The organism is Dyella kyungheensis, from assembly GCF_049913195.1.
GTDB classification, from domain to species: Bacteria; Pseudomonadota; Gammaproteobacteria; order Xanthomonadales; family Rhodanobacteraceae; genus Dyella; species Dyella kyungheensis.
On sequence record NZ_CP183983.1, the window covers coordinates 4,171,068 to 4,185,176 of the forward strand.

11 protein-coding genes are annotated in these 14,109 nt (G+C 64.2%); 6 read left to right on the forward strand and 5 right to left on the reverse strand.

Going from position 1 to position 14,109, the window contains the following annotated elements:
* Window positions 1–36 precede the first annotated feature (36 nt).
* Both ACN9MB_RS18840 and metK read left to right on the forward strand, forming a co-directional pair.
* Complete coding sequence (locus ACN9MB_RS18840; RefSeq protein WP_426269885.1) at window positions 37–1,860, forward strand: FAD-dependent oxidoreductase; 1,824 nt, start codon at window positions 37–39, stop codon at window positions 1,858–1,860.
* Window positions 1,861–2,126: 266 nt separating this feature from the next.
* Window positions 2,127–3,326 carry a methionine adenosyltransferase gene (gene metK, locus ACN9MB_RS18845; protein WP_046972210.1) on the forward strand — a complete coding sequence of 400 codons (1,200 nt, stop codon included), beginning with the start codon at window positions 2,127–2,129 and terminating at the stop codon, window positions 3,324–3,326.
* Between the two features lie 78 nt (window positions 3,327–3,404).
* On the opposite strand, the gene ACN9MB_RS18850 is transcribed toward metK, so the two are convergent.
* Together ACN9MB_RS18850 and ACN9MB_RS18855 are read right to left on the reverse strand one after the other, a co-directional pair.
* The gene (locus ACN9MB_RS18850; RefSeq protein WP_426269886.1) at window positions 3,405–3,989 is read right to left on the reverse strand and encodes a sugar O-acetyltransferase; all 585 of its coding nucleotides are present in this window, start codon (window positions 3,987–3,989) and stop codon (window positions 3,405–3,407) included.
* 158 nt (window positions 3,990–4,147) lie between these two features.
* Window positions 4,148–9,694: a putative Ig domain-containing protein gene (locus ACN9MB_RS18855; RefSeq protein ID WP_426269887.1), complete on the reverse strand. Its 5,547-nt coding sequence runs from the start codon at window positions 9,692–9,694 to the stop codon at window positions 4,148–4,150.
* A 302-nt stretch (window positions 9,695–9,996) separates the two neighbouring features.
* Here ACN9MB_RS18855 and ACN9MB_RS18860 point away from each other — a divergent pair, with 302 nt between their 5' ends.
* From ACN9MB_RS18860 to ACN9MB_RS18875, 4 genes are read left to right on the forward strand one after another with little or no spacing between them, the layout of a single operon-like run.
* On the forward strand, window positions 9,997–10,503 hold the full coding sequence (locus ACN9MB_RS18860) for a phage tail protein (protein ID WP_204637190.1): 507 nt from the start codon (window positions 9,997–9,999) through the stop codon (window positions 10,501–10,503).
* Window positions 10,504–10,518: 15 nt separating this feature from the next.
* Complete coding sequence (locus ACN9MB_RS18865; RefSeq protein ID WP_426269888.1) at window positions 10,519–11,046, forward strand: phage tail protein; 528 nt, start codon at window positions 10,519–10,521, stop codon at window positions 11,044–11,046.
* 34 nt (window positions 11,047–11,080) lie between these two features.
* Window positions 11,081–11,614: a phage tail protein gene (locus tag ACN9MB_RS18870; protein ID WP_204637192.1), complete on the forward strand. Its 534-nt coding sequence runs from the start codon at window positions 11,081–11,083 to the stop codon at window positions 11,612–11,614.
* A 2-nt stretch (window positions 11,615–11,616) separates the two neighbouring features.
* Window positions 11,617–12,171: a GNAT family N-acetyltransferase gene (locus ACN9MB_RS18875; RefSeq protein WP_426269889.1), complete on the forward strand. Its 555-nt coding sequence runs from the start codon at window positions 11,617–11,619 to the stop codon at window positions 12,169–12,171.
* On the opposite strand, the gene ACN9MB_RS18880 is transcribed toward ACN9MB_RS18875, so the two are convergent.
* The 3 genes from ACN9MB_RS18880 to ACN9MB_RS18890 form a co-directional block, all read right to left on the reverse strand.
* The gene (locus ACN9MB_RS18880) at window positions 12,164–12,457 is read right to left on the reverse strand and encodes a DUF6916 family protein (RefSeq protein WP_204637389.1); all 294 of its coding nucleotides are present in this window, start codon (window positions 12,455–12,457) and stop codon (window positions 12,164–12,166) included. The two genes, ACN9MB_RS18875 and ACN9MB_RS18880, sit on opposite strands and share 8 nt — an antisense overlap.
* A 102-nt stretch (window positions 12,458–12,559) precedes the next feature.
* Window positions 12,560–13,090, reverse strand: coding sequence for a DUF3455 domain-containing protein (locus ACN9MB_RS18885; RefSeq protein WP_426269890.1), 531 nt, complete (start codon window positions 13,088–13,090; stop codon window positions 12,560–12,562).
* Between the two features lie 63 nt (window positions 13,091–13,153).
* Window positions 13,154–14,062: a LysR family transcriptional regulator gene (locus ACN9MB_RS18890; RefSeq protein WP_426269891.1), complete on the reverse strand. Its 909-nt coding sequence runs from the start codon at window positions 14,060–14,062 to the stop codon at window positions 13,154–13,156.
* Window positions 14,063–14,109: the final 47 nt, after the last annotated feature.

The following is a 14,109-nucleotide window of genomic DNA, read 5'->3' on the forward strand; positions in this document are numbered from 1 at the left end:
GGCGCAGAGTGGCGTCATTCCCATCGGAGTACGCCCATGCATCGTCGCGATCTGCTCAAGGCCGCCCTCGCCCTGCCCTTGCTGCCCTGGGCGATGTCGCCCACGGTCGCCGGCGCCCGCCAGGCGCTCAGTGCGGTGGGCACATGGCACTCGCGGGTGCGTCCGGGCCAACCGGGTTGGCCGACATCGGCGCAATGGGACGAACTGAGCCATGCGGTCGGCGGCCGGCTGCAACGTCTGCAGTCGCCATTCGAACACTGCGGCACCGGCGATGCGGTCTGCCAGGAGGCGCTGAAGCAGGTGCGCAATCCCTACTACCTGGGCGATACCCCATCGCTCACCCAGACCAGCGGTTGGGCCGATGCTTGGACCTCGCGCCCCAGCGTCTATGCCGTGGCAGCGGAGAACACCAGCGACGTGGTGGCCGCGGTGAACTTCGCCCGCAAACACCATCTGCGGCTGGTGGTGAAAGGCGGCGGGCACAGCTACCAGGGCACCTCGGATGCACCCGACTCGCTGCTGATCTGGACGCGCCACATGAACCGGATCGCGCTGCATGACGCCTTTGTTCCGCAAGGTTGCGAAGGGCCTGCACGGCAGGCTGTCACGGTGGAAGCCGGTGCGATGTGGGTGGACGCGTACAACGCCGTCACCACCAAAGCGGGCCGCTACGTGCAGGGTGGCGGCTGCATGACGGTGGGTGTCGCCGGCCTGGTGCAGAGCGGCGGCTTCGGCAGTTTCTCCAAGCGTTTCGGTACGGCCAGCGGCAATCTGCTGGAAGCCGAGGTAGTCACCGCCGACGGCAAGGTCCACACGGTGAACGCCTGCCGCGAACCGGAGCTGTTCTGGGCCATCAAGGGTGGCGGCGGGGGCAGTCTTGGCGTGGTGACCAGGCTCACCCTGGTGACGCACGATCTGCCGGACACCTTCGGCGCCGTGTTCGGCAGCGTGCAGGCCGATTCGGATCAGGCCTATCGCGCACTCCTGGCGCAGACCATGCGCTTCTACCGCGATGCACTGTTCAACCCGCACTGGGGCGAGCAGCTGACGTTCCATGGCGACAACACGCTGCATCTGTCAATGGTGTTCCAGGGCTTGAGCAAGCAGGAAGCGGAGCAGGTGTGGGCGCCGTTCTTCGCCTGGATCAAGGCCCGCAGCGCGTATCGCTTCAAGAACGAGGCGCAGGTGATCGCCATGCCCGCCCGGCACTTCTGGGATGCGGAGTTCTTTCGCCAGCACGCGCCGCAACTGATCGTTGCCGACAGCCGTCCCGATGCGCCGCCTGACCGTGTGCTGTGGGCCGGCGACGAGGGACAGGTCGGCCAGTTCATCCACGGCTACCGCTCCGCCTGGCTGCCGCAGTCGCTGCTCGACGAACGCCGGCTCGACGCGCTCGCCGAGGCGATGTTCCAGGCCACGCGTCACTGGGGCTTCTCGCTGCATTTCAACAAGGGACTTGCCGGTGCGCCCGCCGATGCCATCGGCCGTTCGCGCGACACCGCCATGAATCCCGGTGCGATGGATGCATTCGCCCTGGCCATCACCGGCAGCGAGAGCAAGCCTGCCTTTCCGGGCATGCCCGGCAACACACCCAATCTCGAGCGGGCCCGCCAGGACAAACAAGGCAACGACCAGTGCATGGACGCCCTGCTGACGGTCGCGCCCGGCGCCGGCTCCTATGTCTCGGAAAGCGACTATTTCGAACGCGACTGGCAAACCTCGTTCTGGGGCGGCAATTACCCGCGGCTGGCCGCCGCCAAGCGCCGGTACGACCCGGAAGGCCTGTTCTTCGTGCGCCACGGCGTGGGCAGCGAGGGCTGGAGCGACGACGGCTTCACGCGTCTGAAGCCGCCTGTTTGAGGCCCGCCGGCAAGGCCCCGGCTGACACCCGGCCGGGGCCTATGCGACACCCTTGGAGTATTCTGGCCGCTTGCGCCGCCGCCCTTTGGGCGGTTTTGGCGTCTCCGGGGCACCCCGGAAAAGGGCCGCAAAGCCGTCCAAATGGCTGAATCGGCATGAAATCGTCATGTGCGGCCGCCAAGCTGAGGCTGCAAACCCGGGGTAGGCCGTGTATCATGCGCCACCCTCTTTCATCTCTTCATCCGTAAGGAAGGATATAACCCGCGATGAGCAACTTCCTCTTCACCTCCGAGTCGGTCTCTGAAGGCCATCCGGACAAAGTCGCCGACCAGATCTCCGATGCCGTCCTCGATGCGATCATCGCGCAGGATCCGCGTGCGCGCGTGGCCTGCGAAACGATGGTGAAGACGGGCGTGGCGATCGTCGCCGGCGAGATCACCACCAGCGCCTGGATCGACCTGGAAGCGCTGACCCGCAAGGTCATCGTCGACATCGGCTACGACTCCTCGGAAGTCGGCTTCGATGGCGAGACCTGCGGCGTGCTGAACCTGATCGGCAAGCAGTCGCCCGACATCAACCAGGGCGTGGATCGCAAGAAGCCGGAAGAACAGGGCGCTGGCGACCAGGGCCTGATGTTCGGCTACGCGACCAACGAAACCAAGGACTACATGCCGGCTGCGATCTACTACTCGCACCGCCTGGTCGAGCAGCAGGCCAAGGTCCGCAAGAAGAAGAATTCGCCGCTGCCGTGGCTGCGTCCGGACGCCAAGAGCCAGGTCACCCTGCGTTACGAAGACGGTGTCGCCACCGCCATCGACGCCGTGGTGCTGTCGACCCAGCACGATCCGAGCGTGAAGCAGAAGGATCTGATCGAAGCCGTGCGCGAGCACATCCTCAAGCCCGTGCTGCCGGCCAAGCTGCTGCACAAGGGCACCAAGTTCCACATCAACCCGACCGGCAAGTTCGTGATCGGCGGCCCGGTGGGCGATTGCGGCCTGACCGGCCGCAAGATCATCGTCGACACCTACGGCGGCTGGGCCCGTCACGGTGGTGGCGCGTTCTCGGGCAAGGATCCGTCGAAGGTGGACCGTTCGGCCGCCTACGCCGCGCGTTATGTCGCCAAGAACATCGTGGCTGCCGGCATCGCCGACCGTTGCGAAGTGCAGGTGAGCTACGCCATCGGCGTGGCCGAGCCGACCTCGATCTCGGTGACGACCTTCGGCACCGGCAAGATCGCCGACGAGAAGATCGAGAAGCTGATCCGCAAGCACTTCGACCTGCGCCCGTACGGCATCATCAAGATGCTCGACCTGGTGCACCCGATGTACCAGCAGACCGCCAGCTACGGTCACTTCGGCCGCACCCCGTACGAAGTGAAGGGTCCGGACGGCAAGACCTACACCGCGTTCTCGTGGGAAAAGACCGATAAGGCCGAAGCGCTGCGCGCCGATGCCAAGCTGAAGTAAGCCACGCTTGCTTTGCCAAGAAAACGGGCCGCGAAAGCGGCCCGTTTTCGTTTGGGTGCGCGCTGCGCTCCCGAGGGCTTACCCGGCCCCATCCTGCGCGGACGCGCAGCCATCGACCAAACGAATGAAGCGCGCTGGATTTCCTCCGACGAGGCTGTTCGGGGGAACGTTCCTGGTGACCACCGAGCCTGCAGCGACCACCGAGTTCTCCCCCACCGTGACCCCGCCGATGACCGTTGCACCGGCGGCGATCCATACATTCCGCTCGATCACGATGCGCTTTCCGAACGTGACGGAACGACGCTGCGCGGGATCCAGCGGATGGCCCGATGTGATGATGCTCACGTTGGGTCCGATCATCACATCGTCCGCGATGTGGAGGCCGCCGAGATCGTAGAAGGTGCAGTTCTGGTTTATGAAGACATTCCGGCCGACGCGAATCTCGTCGCCGCCGCTGGTGTAGAACGGCGGGATCAACAGGAAGCTGTTGTCGACGGGCTGGCCGATGAGTTCGGAGAACAAGGCCCGCACTTCATCGGCATCGTCGAAGGTCAAACGGTTGAGTGCAGCGGTGATCATCCCCGCGCGTTTGACCGCTGCCACCATCTTCGCCGATTCCGGCGTTCTCCTGTGGATGACCTTGGTGTCTTCGTCGTTCGTCATTCGGCGCTTCCGTATCCATGCCAGCCACAGCCTGGATTGAAACACGAACGCGCTCGCCGTCGGACGCTTTCCGGAACCTGCGTCTTGCCGGTCGCCTGGCTTCCGGCGCTTGTCGCCAGTCATGCTGCCATGGCGGCAGCATGACTCGCATTTGCCGCTTACGGATCGAACTTCTTTTCCACGCCGAGCAGGATGGACTGGTTGCCGCTGCTCGTGTTGTCCAGGTAGTTCTGGTACTCCATGCGCAACAACCAGCCGCGCAACGACTGCAGCGCGACGCCGACGCCAAGCATGGTGTGGTTGCGCGACTGGTTGGTCAGCGATGTCTGGTACAGCGGACCGTTGAGCAGGTCGGCGTAGCGCATGGTCACCAGGTTCGAGCCCTGCATGTCATGCCCGAACTCCGCGCGCGCCTGCGGCGACCACACGCCGTAGTCTTCCTTGAAGGTCCACTGCGCCAGCAGGCCCAGCGTGCCGGTGCTGGTTTTCACCGTCTGGCCCTGGTACGCCAGCGAGTACACCGAGTCGCCATTTTCCGTATAGCCGTCCAGATGCGCGCGGGCGATATCGAGGCGGCCGTAGGGAGTGAGCATCATGTCGTCGGTCTGGTGCTCGTAACCGACCGAGACCGAGCCGAACAGCTGCGTGCCATCGCGGTTGCCATGCACGGTGTTGCCGTCATCGGTGACGTAACGGCGCGCATCGAACTGCAGCCACTGGTAACCCGCCAGTGCGTCGACATAGACCGAGTTGGCCGGGTGGTAGCTGGCATAGAACGCCACGTTGTAGCTGTCGAGCGCGCTGCGGCTGCCGTTCTTGCCGACATCGGACACGTCGTGGCCGTAGCCCACGCCGAAGCCCGCCGCGAAGTCCCGGCTGAAGGCCTTGTCGATGCCCATGCTTAGGCCGGACGTGGTGAAGTCGATGCCGTTGTCGCTGGTGCCGGTCTGCATCTTGCCGAAGTTGACGGCACCGCCCGTCCACACCGCTACACCGCCAGGCAGTCCGCCGCCCTGCAACGTGGTGGCCGGCGGCGCCTGCGGCGTGTCGCCTGCATCGGGCTGGACGCGGTAACGATTCATGCCCTGCTGCTCACCCAACTCCGACAGCGACTGCGGATTGCGCAGGCTGCTGGCCGAGGTCATGGTGATGCCATTGCTGAAGCCGCTGGCATTGGCACCGCCGTGCAGGCTCTCCAGGCGCTGCTGGAAGTTGCTGATCTGGCCCGTGGCCATGCGGCGTGCCGCATCGGCCTGCGCATCGAGCACGCCGATCACTTCGGCGTTCTTCGACGGATCGCTGCGCGGTGTCACCGCCACGTTGATCGTGCCCGGCGCCGATTCGGCAAAGGCATTGCTGAGCGTATAGCTGAGCTGCGCCGATCCGCTGAAGCCTGCCGCCGCCGTGAAGGACAGCGCGTAGCCGCTGGCATTGGACTGGATGGTCGCCGAACCGGCGTTCGACGGCGAGATCGACACCAGCTTCGCGCCGGTGAAGGGACCGCCGTGCGCGGTGGCCGTCAGATCCACCTGCACCGTCCTGCCGGCGATCACGGTAGAGCTCAAGTTCGGCGCCACCGGCATCGGATTGACGTTGAGCGTGACGTGCGCCGGCTTGGATGCACCGAACGGATTGCTCACGGTGTAATCGAAGCCGAGCGTTCCCGATGCATCGACAGCCGCGGTGTAGACGATGTCCGTACCCTGCACCACCGCCGTACCCGAGGCAGGTGCCGTGGTGACAACCGCGCTGACGAACGGCCCATTGGTGGCACCCGCCACCGCATGGATGGTCACCGTCTTGCCCGCCAGCAGCGTGACGGACTGCGGCGCTGCGACCGGCACGGCACCCGGAATCACCGTGACGGTCACCGTCGCCGGCGCCGACGTGCCGCCTGGGCCGGTGGCCGTGTAGTTGAGCGTGTCGGTGCCAAAGTAATTGGCCGCCGGCGTGTACACCACGTTCAAGCCGTTCACCGTCGCCGTGCCATGCGATGGCTGCTGAGTGACGGTAATACTGGTGATCGGGCCGGTGTCGTTGGCGGTCACTGGGATGGTGGACGAACCGTTCGCGTTGGCGCTCGCCGTATCGTTCACCGCGATCGGCACCGGCTGCGCGATGGCGATGGTGTACGCCTGCGAGCCCTGGAAAGCGAAACGGTCCGTCACCGTCACGGTGACGTTGAACGAACCCGCTGCCGTCGGAGAACCGGACAGCACGCCTGCAGGACTCAAGCTCAAGCCAGCCGGCAGTGCGCCACTGGTCAACGCATACGTATACGGCGCATTACCACCCGAAGCCGAGAGCGTCGTCGAGGTGTAGGCCACTCCTACCTTGCCTTGCGGCACCGTGGTCGGCGTGAGCGCGATGCCTGGCGCACTGACCGTGATCTGATAGGTCTTGTCAGCGGTCTGCGTGGCCGCGTCGACAACGTGCAGGGTGACGCTATACGTGCCCGCGCTGGTGGGCGTACCCGACAGCACGCCTGCCGGCGAGAACGTCAGACCCGTGGGCAGACTGCCACCGGTGAGACTGAAGGTGTACGGCGCTGCGCCACCGACAGCAGTGATCGTCTGCGAATACGGCGAACCGCCAGTCACAGCGCTCAGCGGCGACGCCGTAACAAACGATACCGCGCCACCCGGCACCACGATCGCGAACGACTGCTGCACCTGCGACGCGGCAAGGAAGGCAGGGTTGCCGGCTTGGTTGGCATTGACCGTGCACGTACCCGGTGCAAGCGTCGTCAGTATGCCGCCTGCAGTAACCGTACATACCGCGGTGGTGGCGGAAGTAAACGTTACGGGCAGGCCCGAGGTCGCCGTGGCCGTCAGCGTCGGCGTCGTACCGAAATTCTGCGCGCCCGGATTGGCGAAACTGATGGTCTGCGTACCTTGCGGCGTCACGCTGTTTGACGCGCCCGACGCAGCGCCGGTGATGGAACCATTCGTCGCCGTAACGGTAAAGGTGTAAGCCGTGCCGTTGGTCAATCCGGTCACCGTGATCGGAGCGTTGGCGCCGGTGCCGGTAAGTCCACCGGGGTTGGACGTCACCGTATAAGTGCTGATCGCCGCGCCACCGGTGTTTGCCGGCGCGGTGAACGACACGCTGGCCTGCGTGTTGCCCGCCGTGGCGGTGCCGATGGTCGGCGCGCCGGGCGCGACTGCCGCTACGGCGAAGACCTGCGTGACCTGAGTCGCGGCGCTGAAGGTGCCGTTACCTGCCTGGTCGGCATGGATGCTGCAACTGCCCGCCGTGACGAAGGTCAGTGCGCCACCGCTGGTGATCGTACACACGCCGGTGGATGACGAAGTGAACGTCACCGGCAAGCCGGACGTGCTGCTCGCTGTCAGCGTCGGTGTGGTGCCGAAGTTCTGCGTGCCGGGATTGCTGAAGGTGATGGTCTGGCCGCCCCTCGGCGTCACGGCGTTCGACGCCGCCGATGGCGCACCGGGGCCCACCACATTGGTGGCGGTCACAGTGAAGGTATACGCGGTGCCGTTGGTCAATCCGGTCACGGCGATCGGGCTGCTCGCGCCCGAGCCGGTGAGCCCGCCGGGGCTGGAGGTGACCGTGTAGCCGGTGATCGGCGCGCCACCGGTGTTTGCCGGCGCCGTGAAACTCACGGAAGCCTGGGTATCGCCAGCCGTTGCGCTGACGCCGGTCGGCGCGTCGGACGCGATGGCCGCGACATGCACCGTGTAGTTCCCCGTGCCGGTGAAACTCTGTGCGTCGGTGGCCGTGACGGTGAAGCTGAAGTCACCCGCCGTAGTGGGCGTGCCCGATAGCGTGCCGCTAGGCGCCAAGGTCAGGCCGGGAGGCAGCACGCCAGCGGTGACGGAGAGGCTATAGGGACCCACGCCACCGGAAGCGGACATCGACTGGGAATACGCCGTGCCCACCGTGGCGTTGGCCAGGCTGGACGGCGACACCGTGATGGTCGGCGCGGCGATCGTCAGCGTGAGTGGAATCGCGGTGGTATAGGGAGTGCTCGGACCGGTGGTGGAGTCGCTCACGTTGATGGTGATGTTGAACGTACCTGCCTGCGTCGGCGTGCCGCTCAACAAGCCACTGGACGACAAGGTCACGCCCGCCGGCAAACCGCTCGCGCTCGGGAAGATGTACGGCGCGGTGCCGTTCGTTGGCGTGAATTGCTGGGAGTAGCCGCTGTTGACCGCGCCGTTCGGCAGAGTGGCAGGCGTGATCGTGACGACCGGCTTATCGACGACCAGTGTGACGTTGGCAGGCGTCGAGGAGACCGGCCCGGTGCCGGTGGAGCTGTCCTTCGCCGTGACCTGCACCGTGAACGTACCCTGGACGGTCGGTGTGCCGCTGATGGTGCCGTTGGCGGCCAAAGTCAGGCCCGCAGGCAGGGTGCCCGCAGACACCGTGTAGGTGTAGGGCGTCGCGCCACCGCTGGCACCTGCGATGGATTGGTTGTACGCCGCGCCTGCCCTGGGATGCGGCGGCTGAGTCGGCGCGTAGATGATGGTTGGCTGACTCACCGTGACCGTCACCGTGCCTACCGGCGAGGACGTGCCCGCGCCATTGGTTGCCGTGTAGGTAAACGAATCATTCCCTACGTAACCCGCGGTAGGCGTATAGGTGATCGACGTGCCACTGGCCGTGGCCGTACCGTGCATGGCCTGCGTTCCCACCGCCACCGAAGTGGCCGACGCGCCGGTGATGTTCAGCGTCACGGGATTGTTGGTGCTGTTGTAGGCGACCGTCGCCGACACCGGGCCGGTGGTGGGCGGCAGGTTCAATACCGTCAACGTAACCGGCACCACCTTGAAGTAATGGGTAGAGCTGCCGTCGGTGACCAGGACCGAGAAGTTGTACGGACCCAGCGACGTAGGTGTGCCGCTGAGCGTGCCATCCGCCGCCAAGTTGATGCCTGGCGGCAAGGTACCGCTGCTGTACGCGAAGGTGAAAGGCGCAAGCGCCCCCGATGCCTGCAACTGGTAGTTGTATGGACTATTGATCCCCGCATTCTGTGGCGTGGCCACCGAGATGCCCGACGAAGGATTGGGCACCACCGCCGTATACGACTTCGGACCCGACACGCCTGCGCCGTCGGTGGCCGTGATGGTGAACGAATACGACCCCGCCTGGTTCGGCGTACCGCTGATGGTGTTGCCGCTCAGGCTCAGGCCCGAGGGCAAGGAGCCGCCCGTCAACGCGTACGTGTAGGTACCGTTTCCGCCAGAGGCGCTCAACACCTGAGTGAAGCTGGTACCCACTTGCAGCGTGGGAAACGAAGCTGGACTGATACTGATCTGGCTGGCGGATGCGGCAATGTTCACGACGATGGTGAATGGCTCGCCCAGGGAATCTTCCACCACGAACGAGTCGGTAGTGGCGGCCGACTGTGAGCCATTGTTCGTATACGTGACGACACCCGACAGCGTGTTCACGCTAACCGTGCCGTATTGCGGATTGGTGGTGCCCGCATGCGGGTACGGATTCAGACCGAGCCCATCGCATTGATCGCCGATATTGATCGCAATCGACGTGTTCGCCACCATCGGCGACGTCGACGGCGTGGTGTTGGAGACGTCCGGCACGGTGATGGTGCCGCAGGCGGCGCGCGCGGCATCCGGCATCAGCCCGAGCAAGGCCATCACCAACAGCCAGCTGAAAACACTACGCGACAACGACAAAAGGCGCGCCACGGCGCGCTGCATCGGCAAGCGATGAGACATGATTCCCCCGACTCCCTGTTCTACGCGCACAGCAATGACGCGTGCTGCACTCGCGCTCAACGTCAAATCATTCGAACTGCTACGGCTTTATTCCCAAGCCGCCCCTGTGAAGCAGTGAAGCATCGCCTTCGCTTAAACAGCGTTGCGATTTTTTGCAATCAGCGTCGACCTATAAATGCTTACGTTATCGACTTGAATATTGTGAGCTTCGTCACAGGTTACTTGTCAAGGTTCTCTGACTAAGAGACAGTAGATTGGTGCGGCCACAGGATGCGCTCGCACACTCACCAGGGGGATTTCCAATGACCGATGTTTTCGTGGGGCAAGTCATGCTCGCTCCGTTTGCGTTTGCGCCAAGAACCTTTGCGCAGTGCGACGGCGCCCTCATGGCCATCAATCAAAACCAAGCGCTTTTTTCGTTGCTTGGCACCGTCTATGGCGGCGACGGCCAGACCACATTTCAACTACCCGATCTGCGTGGACGTACGCCTTATGGCATAGGCAACAACTACACCCTGGGCCAGCTCGGCGGCCAGGAAGCGGTGACCCTGCAGACCAACCAGATTCCGTCGCACGTGCACACCGCCGGCTACAGCACGCAGAATGGTGCCGTGCGCAACCCGGCCAATGCACTCTACGGCAATACCGGTGCCACCTCGATTTACGCGGCAGCCACCGGTTCGCAGGTGACGCTCAACGCCAACACCGCCGGTGCCACCGGACAAGGCGTGCCGCATTCCAATCTTCAGCCGTTTTCGGTGCTGAATTTCTGCATCGCGCTGAGCGGCATCTACCCGCCGCGCCCCTGAGTCGGAGATCGACACATGCAACCTTACCTTGGCGAAATTCGCCTGCTGCCGTTCAACTTTGCACCGGTGGGCTGGCAGGACTGCGATGGCAGCTTGCTGTCCATCGCGGAAAACGAAGCGCTGTACGTCTTGCTCGGCACCACCTACGGCGGTGATGGAGTCAGCACGTTCGCAGTACCCGACCTGCGCGGCCGCTTGCCCATTCATCGCGGCACGGGCCGAGGGCTTAGTTCTTACGTACTAGGCCAAATAGCCGGCACGGAAGCGGTCACCCTGATCTCGGGGAACCTGCCCGCGCACACGCATACGGTACAGGCCACCAGCGCCCCCGCCAGCACGGGCGCTCCATCGGGCACGGCTGAGCTGGGCACCATCAGCGGCGACACGATGTACACCAGCGACATTACCGGCCTGACCGCACACCCTGCGGCCACAAGCATGCTCAGTACGACGGGTGGCAACCAGGCGCACGACAACACGATGCCGACGCTCGCCGTTCGCTTTTGCATTGCGCTGGCAGGCGTCTTCCCCAGTCAGTCGTAACGGCGCGTCGCCATCACTTTCAGGACAACGCATCATGAGCAATAACTTTCTCGGCGAAATCCAGCTCTTTGCCTTCGGCTTCAATCCGGCCAATTGGGCGCCGTGCAACGGCCAGCTCCTTCCCATCTCGCAAAACACCGCGCTGTTTTCCCTGCTTGGCACCAATTTCGGCGGCGATGGCAAAACCACCTTCGGTTTGCCGAACTTCCAAGGCTCGGCAGCCTGTGGCGTGGGTAGCGGTCCGGGCCTAACGGAACGAGTCATCGGTGAGACCTTCGGTTCCGAGACCGTCACCCTGAATCCCCTGGAAATACCGACCCATACGCATCCATTCAACGCCTACAACCAGACCGACACGTCCAAGCGCCAAAGCGCGCCGGCGACCGGCAGTGCGCTGACGTTGCCGGCTGAAATCACCCCGTACATAGGCGGCACCTCGCCAACGGGTTCATTTGCCATGCAGATGGTGCAACCCGCCGGTGGCTCGCTGCCGCATGAAAACCGGCAGCCCTTCCTGGCGATGAATTTCTGCATTGCCTTGTCGGGACAGTTTCCGCAGCGGCCGTAAGCATGGAGGCGCAGGGCTTTCCCGAGCCAGCGCTTCCGCCTTGGCTGGACCTGCCCGGACGCATTGCGTCCGGGCTCCAGCTCAGGCTGGCGCGCGCTGACGACCTACCCTTTCTGCGTGAGCTGTACACCTCCTCGCGTGCCGCCGAACTGGCATGCATGCCATGGCCGGAGCAGGCCAAGCGCGCGTTCTGCGACAGCCAGTTCGATCTGCAGCACCGTCACTATCTGAGCTACACGATGCCCGGCGCATTCACCGTGGTGATGCGCGATGATCGAGCGGTGGGACGCTTGTACCTGCAATGGACGCCTACCGAATTGCACATCGTCGATATCCTGTTGCTGCCGGACGCACAGGGACAAGGCATCGGTTCGACGCTGCTGCGCTGGTTGCAATCGTTGCTGCCGCAAGCCGGCGTGGCGTCACTCGCGTTGCAAGTGCTGCAGCACAATACCGCGGCGCACCAGCTTTATCGGCGCCTTGGTTTCCAAGCCCGTGAAATCCACGGCATGCATGTGAGCATGGCCTGGACGCCGCCGAACGCCTCGCTCAGTTGAACAAGGCCTGATAGATAAAGCCGTCGCGATCGCGGGCAATCGGCACCAGAAAGATGCCGAACTCGCCGAGACTGTCGTGCCGTATGCTGTAAATGCGCTGCGGGAATACCACCGCCGCTTCGTTGCGAAACAGCAGGGAAAACGGTTCGCGTACCATCCCTGCCGTCGGACGATAAGGAAGCGGCCGCGCTTCCACCAGCACAAACGACGTGCTGATCTGATCGATGTCGACCTTGAACGTTTCGTTGAGGTGACCGGCGAAATGGCTCAATTGAAAGAACTGCATGACATCCCCCTGACCGGCGAGCATGCCCGAGCCGTGGACGGCTTTCAACACACGCTCGCCCGCGGCCCGAGGCTGATTGCAAAGTATTGAGCCGTCCGAACGTCAGTGCGATTTCGCGTAGAACACATAGGTCGCGGTATAGGGAACGCCCACCGTTGTTCCCTCGCGTACCGGTGGCGTGGCCGGTGCGGCTCCGCCGCTGGTCGAGACGCGCTGGACGTACCCTATCTTGCTCAAGAGGCCCGGCATTGAGTCGGCCGTCACTTTGATCAGCAACCATGGAATATCGGTAGCGGCCTGTTTTGCAGGAACCGTGGCGACCGGCGTATTCGTGTCGCGCACGATCTTGCTGCCGTCGGCCGCTTCCCATGATGGGCCGGCATAGTGATGGATCGCATGCGCGGGAGCGCTCAATTCCGCCAGCGGCGCCTCGAAGGTCCACTTCGGCACCGCCCCGTTTTCCGCCGTGCTCTTGTAGATCTGCACGCCGCTGGCCTTGGCAGTGAACGCAACGGTGTAGCCGGCGGGAGGCTGCAGCGCGCTTGGCACAGCCTCTTGTGCGTGCGATGCATGGATACCCACGATGGAACATAGCGCGGCCGCCAACCAGCCGATTCGAGTTTTTGCGAGCATGTCTTTTGTCCTGGTTTATGTCGTAACTTACAAGCGATGTGTGACGGCAAGACGAGCGCCAGGCTAGCTTCGCCACGGCGTCGGGGTGAGTGCTTCTCTCAGCGTATCGACGAAATGATCCACGCGAACCGCGCGTCCTTCGCGCGGCCCGAGCAACGCCACGACATCCGCATCGGCGAGTCGCCAGTCCGGCAGAACTTCGATGAGGCGCCCGGTGCGCAGATCGTCGGCGACGGCCCATTCCGAGCGCTCGACGATGCCCAGGCCCGCCAGCGCCCACGCGGTGACCACGTCGCCGTCGTTGCTGGCGAAGGCCGGCCGAATGCGAACGGTCGGCGATTCGCTCCGCGCGAGAGTGAAGCGCCAGAGGCTGACGTCTTTCTCGTCTTCGCGGATGACACCGCAGACGTGACGACGCAGGTCGTCGGGATGCAAAGGCTCGCCGTGACGCTCCAGATAATCGGGTGCCGCGCAGAGCAGGCGACGGTTCGGTGCGAGACGCCGCAGCCGGAAGGTCGAGTCCGGCGGTGCGCCGAGGTGCACAAGCACATCCCAGCTGTCGCTGCGCACGCTGCCCAAGGGGTTGTCGAACAGGTTGAGTACGAGTTCCACGTCGGGAAAACGTTGCTTCATCGCCGCCATCGCCGGCGCGACATGGGCGCGGCCGAAGCCGAAGGGCGCAGCCACGCGCAAAGGGCCGCTCACGCTGTTTCGACTCTTCGAGAGCGCGGCCGAGATCACTTCGATGTCGCTCAGCACGCCGGCTCCTCGCGCCGCCAGCAGCTCGCCTTCAGGCGTGAGATTGAGTTGCTTGCTGGAGCGATCGACCAGCCGCACACCCATGCGCGATTCCAGCTGACGCAATCGCTGCGATACCGCCGGCGGCGTCACATCGAGCCGGCGCGCGGCGGCGGCCAGCGACGACGATTCGGCGATGACCGCGAAAAATTCGATGTCGACGGAGGTCAACATTAAGTTTCGCCTTAGTCGCAAATATAGCCAGGCTAAATATCGAGCTT

Coding starts and splice junctions, on each gene's coding strand:
- ACN9MB_RS18860 (WP_204637190.1), top strand. CDS start 9,997: ATGACCGATGTTTTCGTGGGGCAAGTCATGCTCGCTCCGTTTGCGTTT.
- ACN9MB_RS18855 (WP_426269887.1), bottom strand. CDS start 9,694: ATGTCTCATCGCTTGCCGATGCAGCGCGCCGTGGCGCGCCTTTTGTCG.
- ACN9MB_RS18850 (WP_426269886.1), bottom strand. CDS start 3,989: ATGACGAACGACGAAGACACCAAGGTCATCCACAGGAGAACGCCGGAA.
- ACN9MB_RS18880 (WP_204637389.1), bottom strand. CDS start 12,457: ATGCAGTTCTTTCAATTGAGCCATTTCGCCGGTCACCTCAACGAAACG.
- ACN9MB_RS18870 (WP_204637192.1), top strand. CDS start 11,081: ATGAGCAATAACTTTCTCGGCGAAATCCAGCTCTTTGCCTTCGGCTTC.
- ACN9MB_RS18840 (WP_426269885.1), top strand. CDS start 37: ATGCATCGTCGCGATCTGCTCAAGGCCGCCCTCGCCCTGCCCTTGCTG.
- ACN9MB_RS18890 (WP_426269891.1), bottom strand. CDS start 14,062: ATGTTGACCTCCGTCGACATCGAATTTTTCGCGGTCATCGCCGAATCG.
- ACN9MB_RS18875 (WP_426269889.1), top strand. CDS start 11,617: ATGGAGGCGCAGGGCTTTCCCGAGCCAGCGCTTCCGCCTTGGCTGGAC.
- metK (WP_046972210.1), top strand. CDS start 2,127: ATGAGCAACTTCCTCTTCACCTCCGAGTCGGTCTCTGAAGGCCATCCG.
- ACN9MB_RS18885 (WP_426269890.1), bottom strand. CDS start 13,090: ATGCTCGCAAAAACTCGAATCGGCTGGTTGGCGGCCGCGCTATGTTCC.
- ACN9MB_RS18865 (WP_426269888.1), top strand. CDS start 10,519: ATGCAACCTTACCTTGGCGAAATTCGCCTGCTGCCGTTCAACTTTGCA.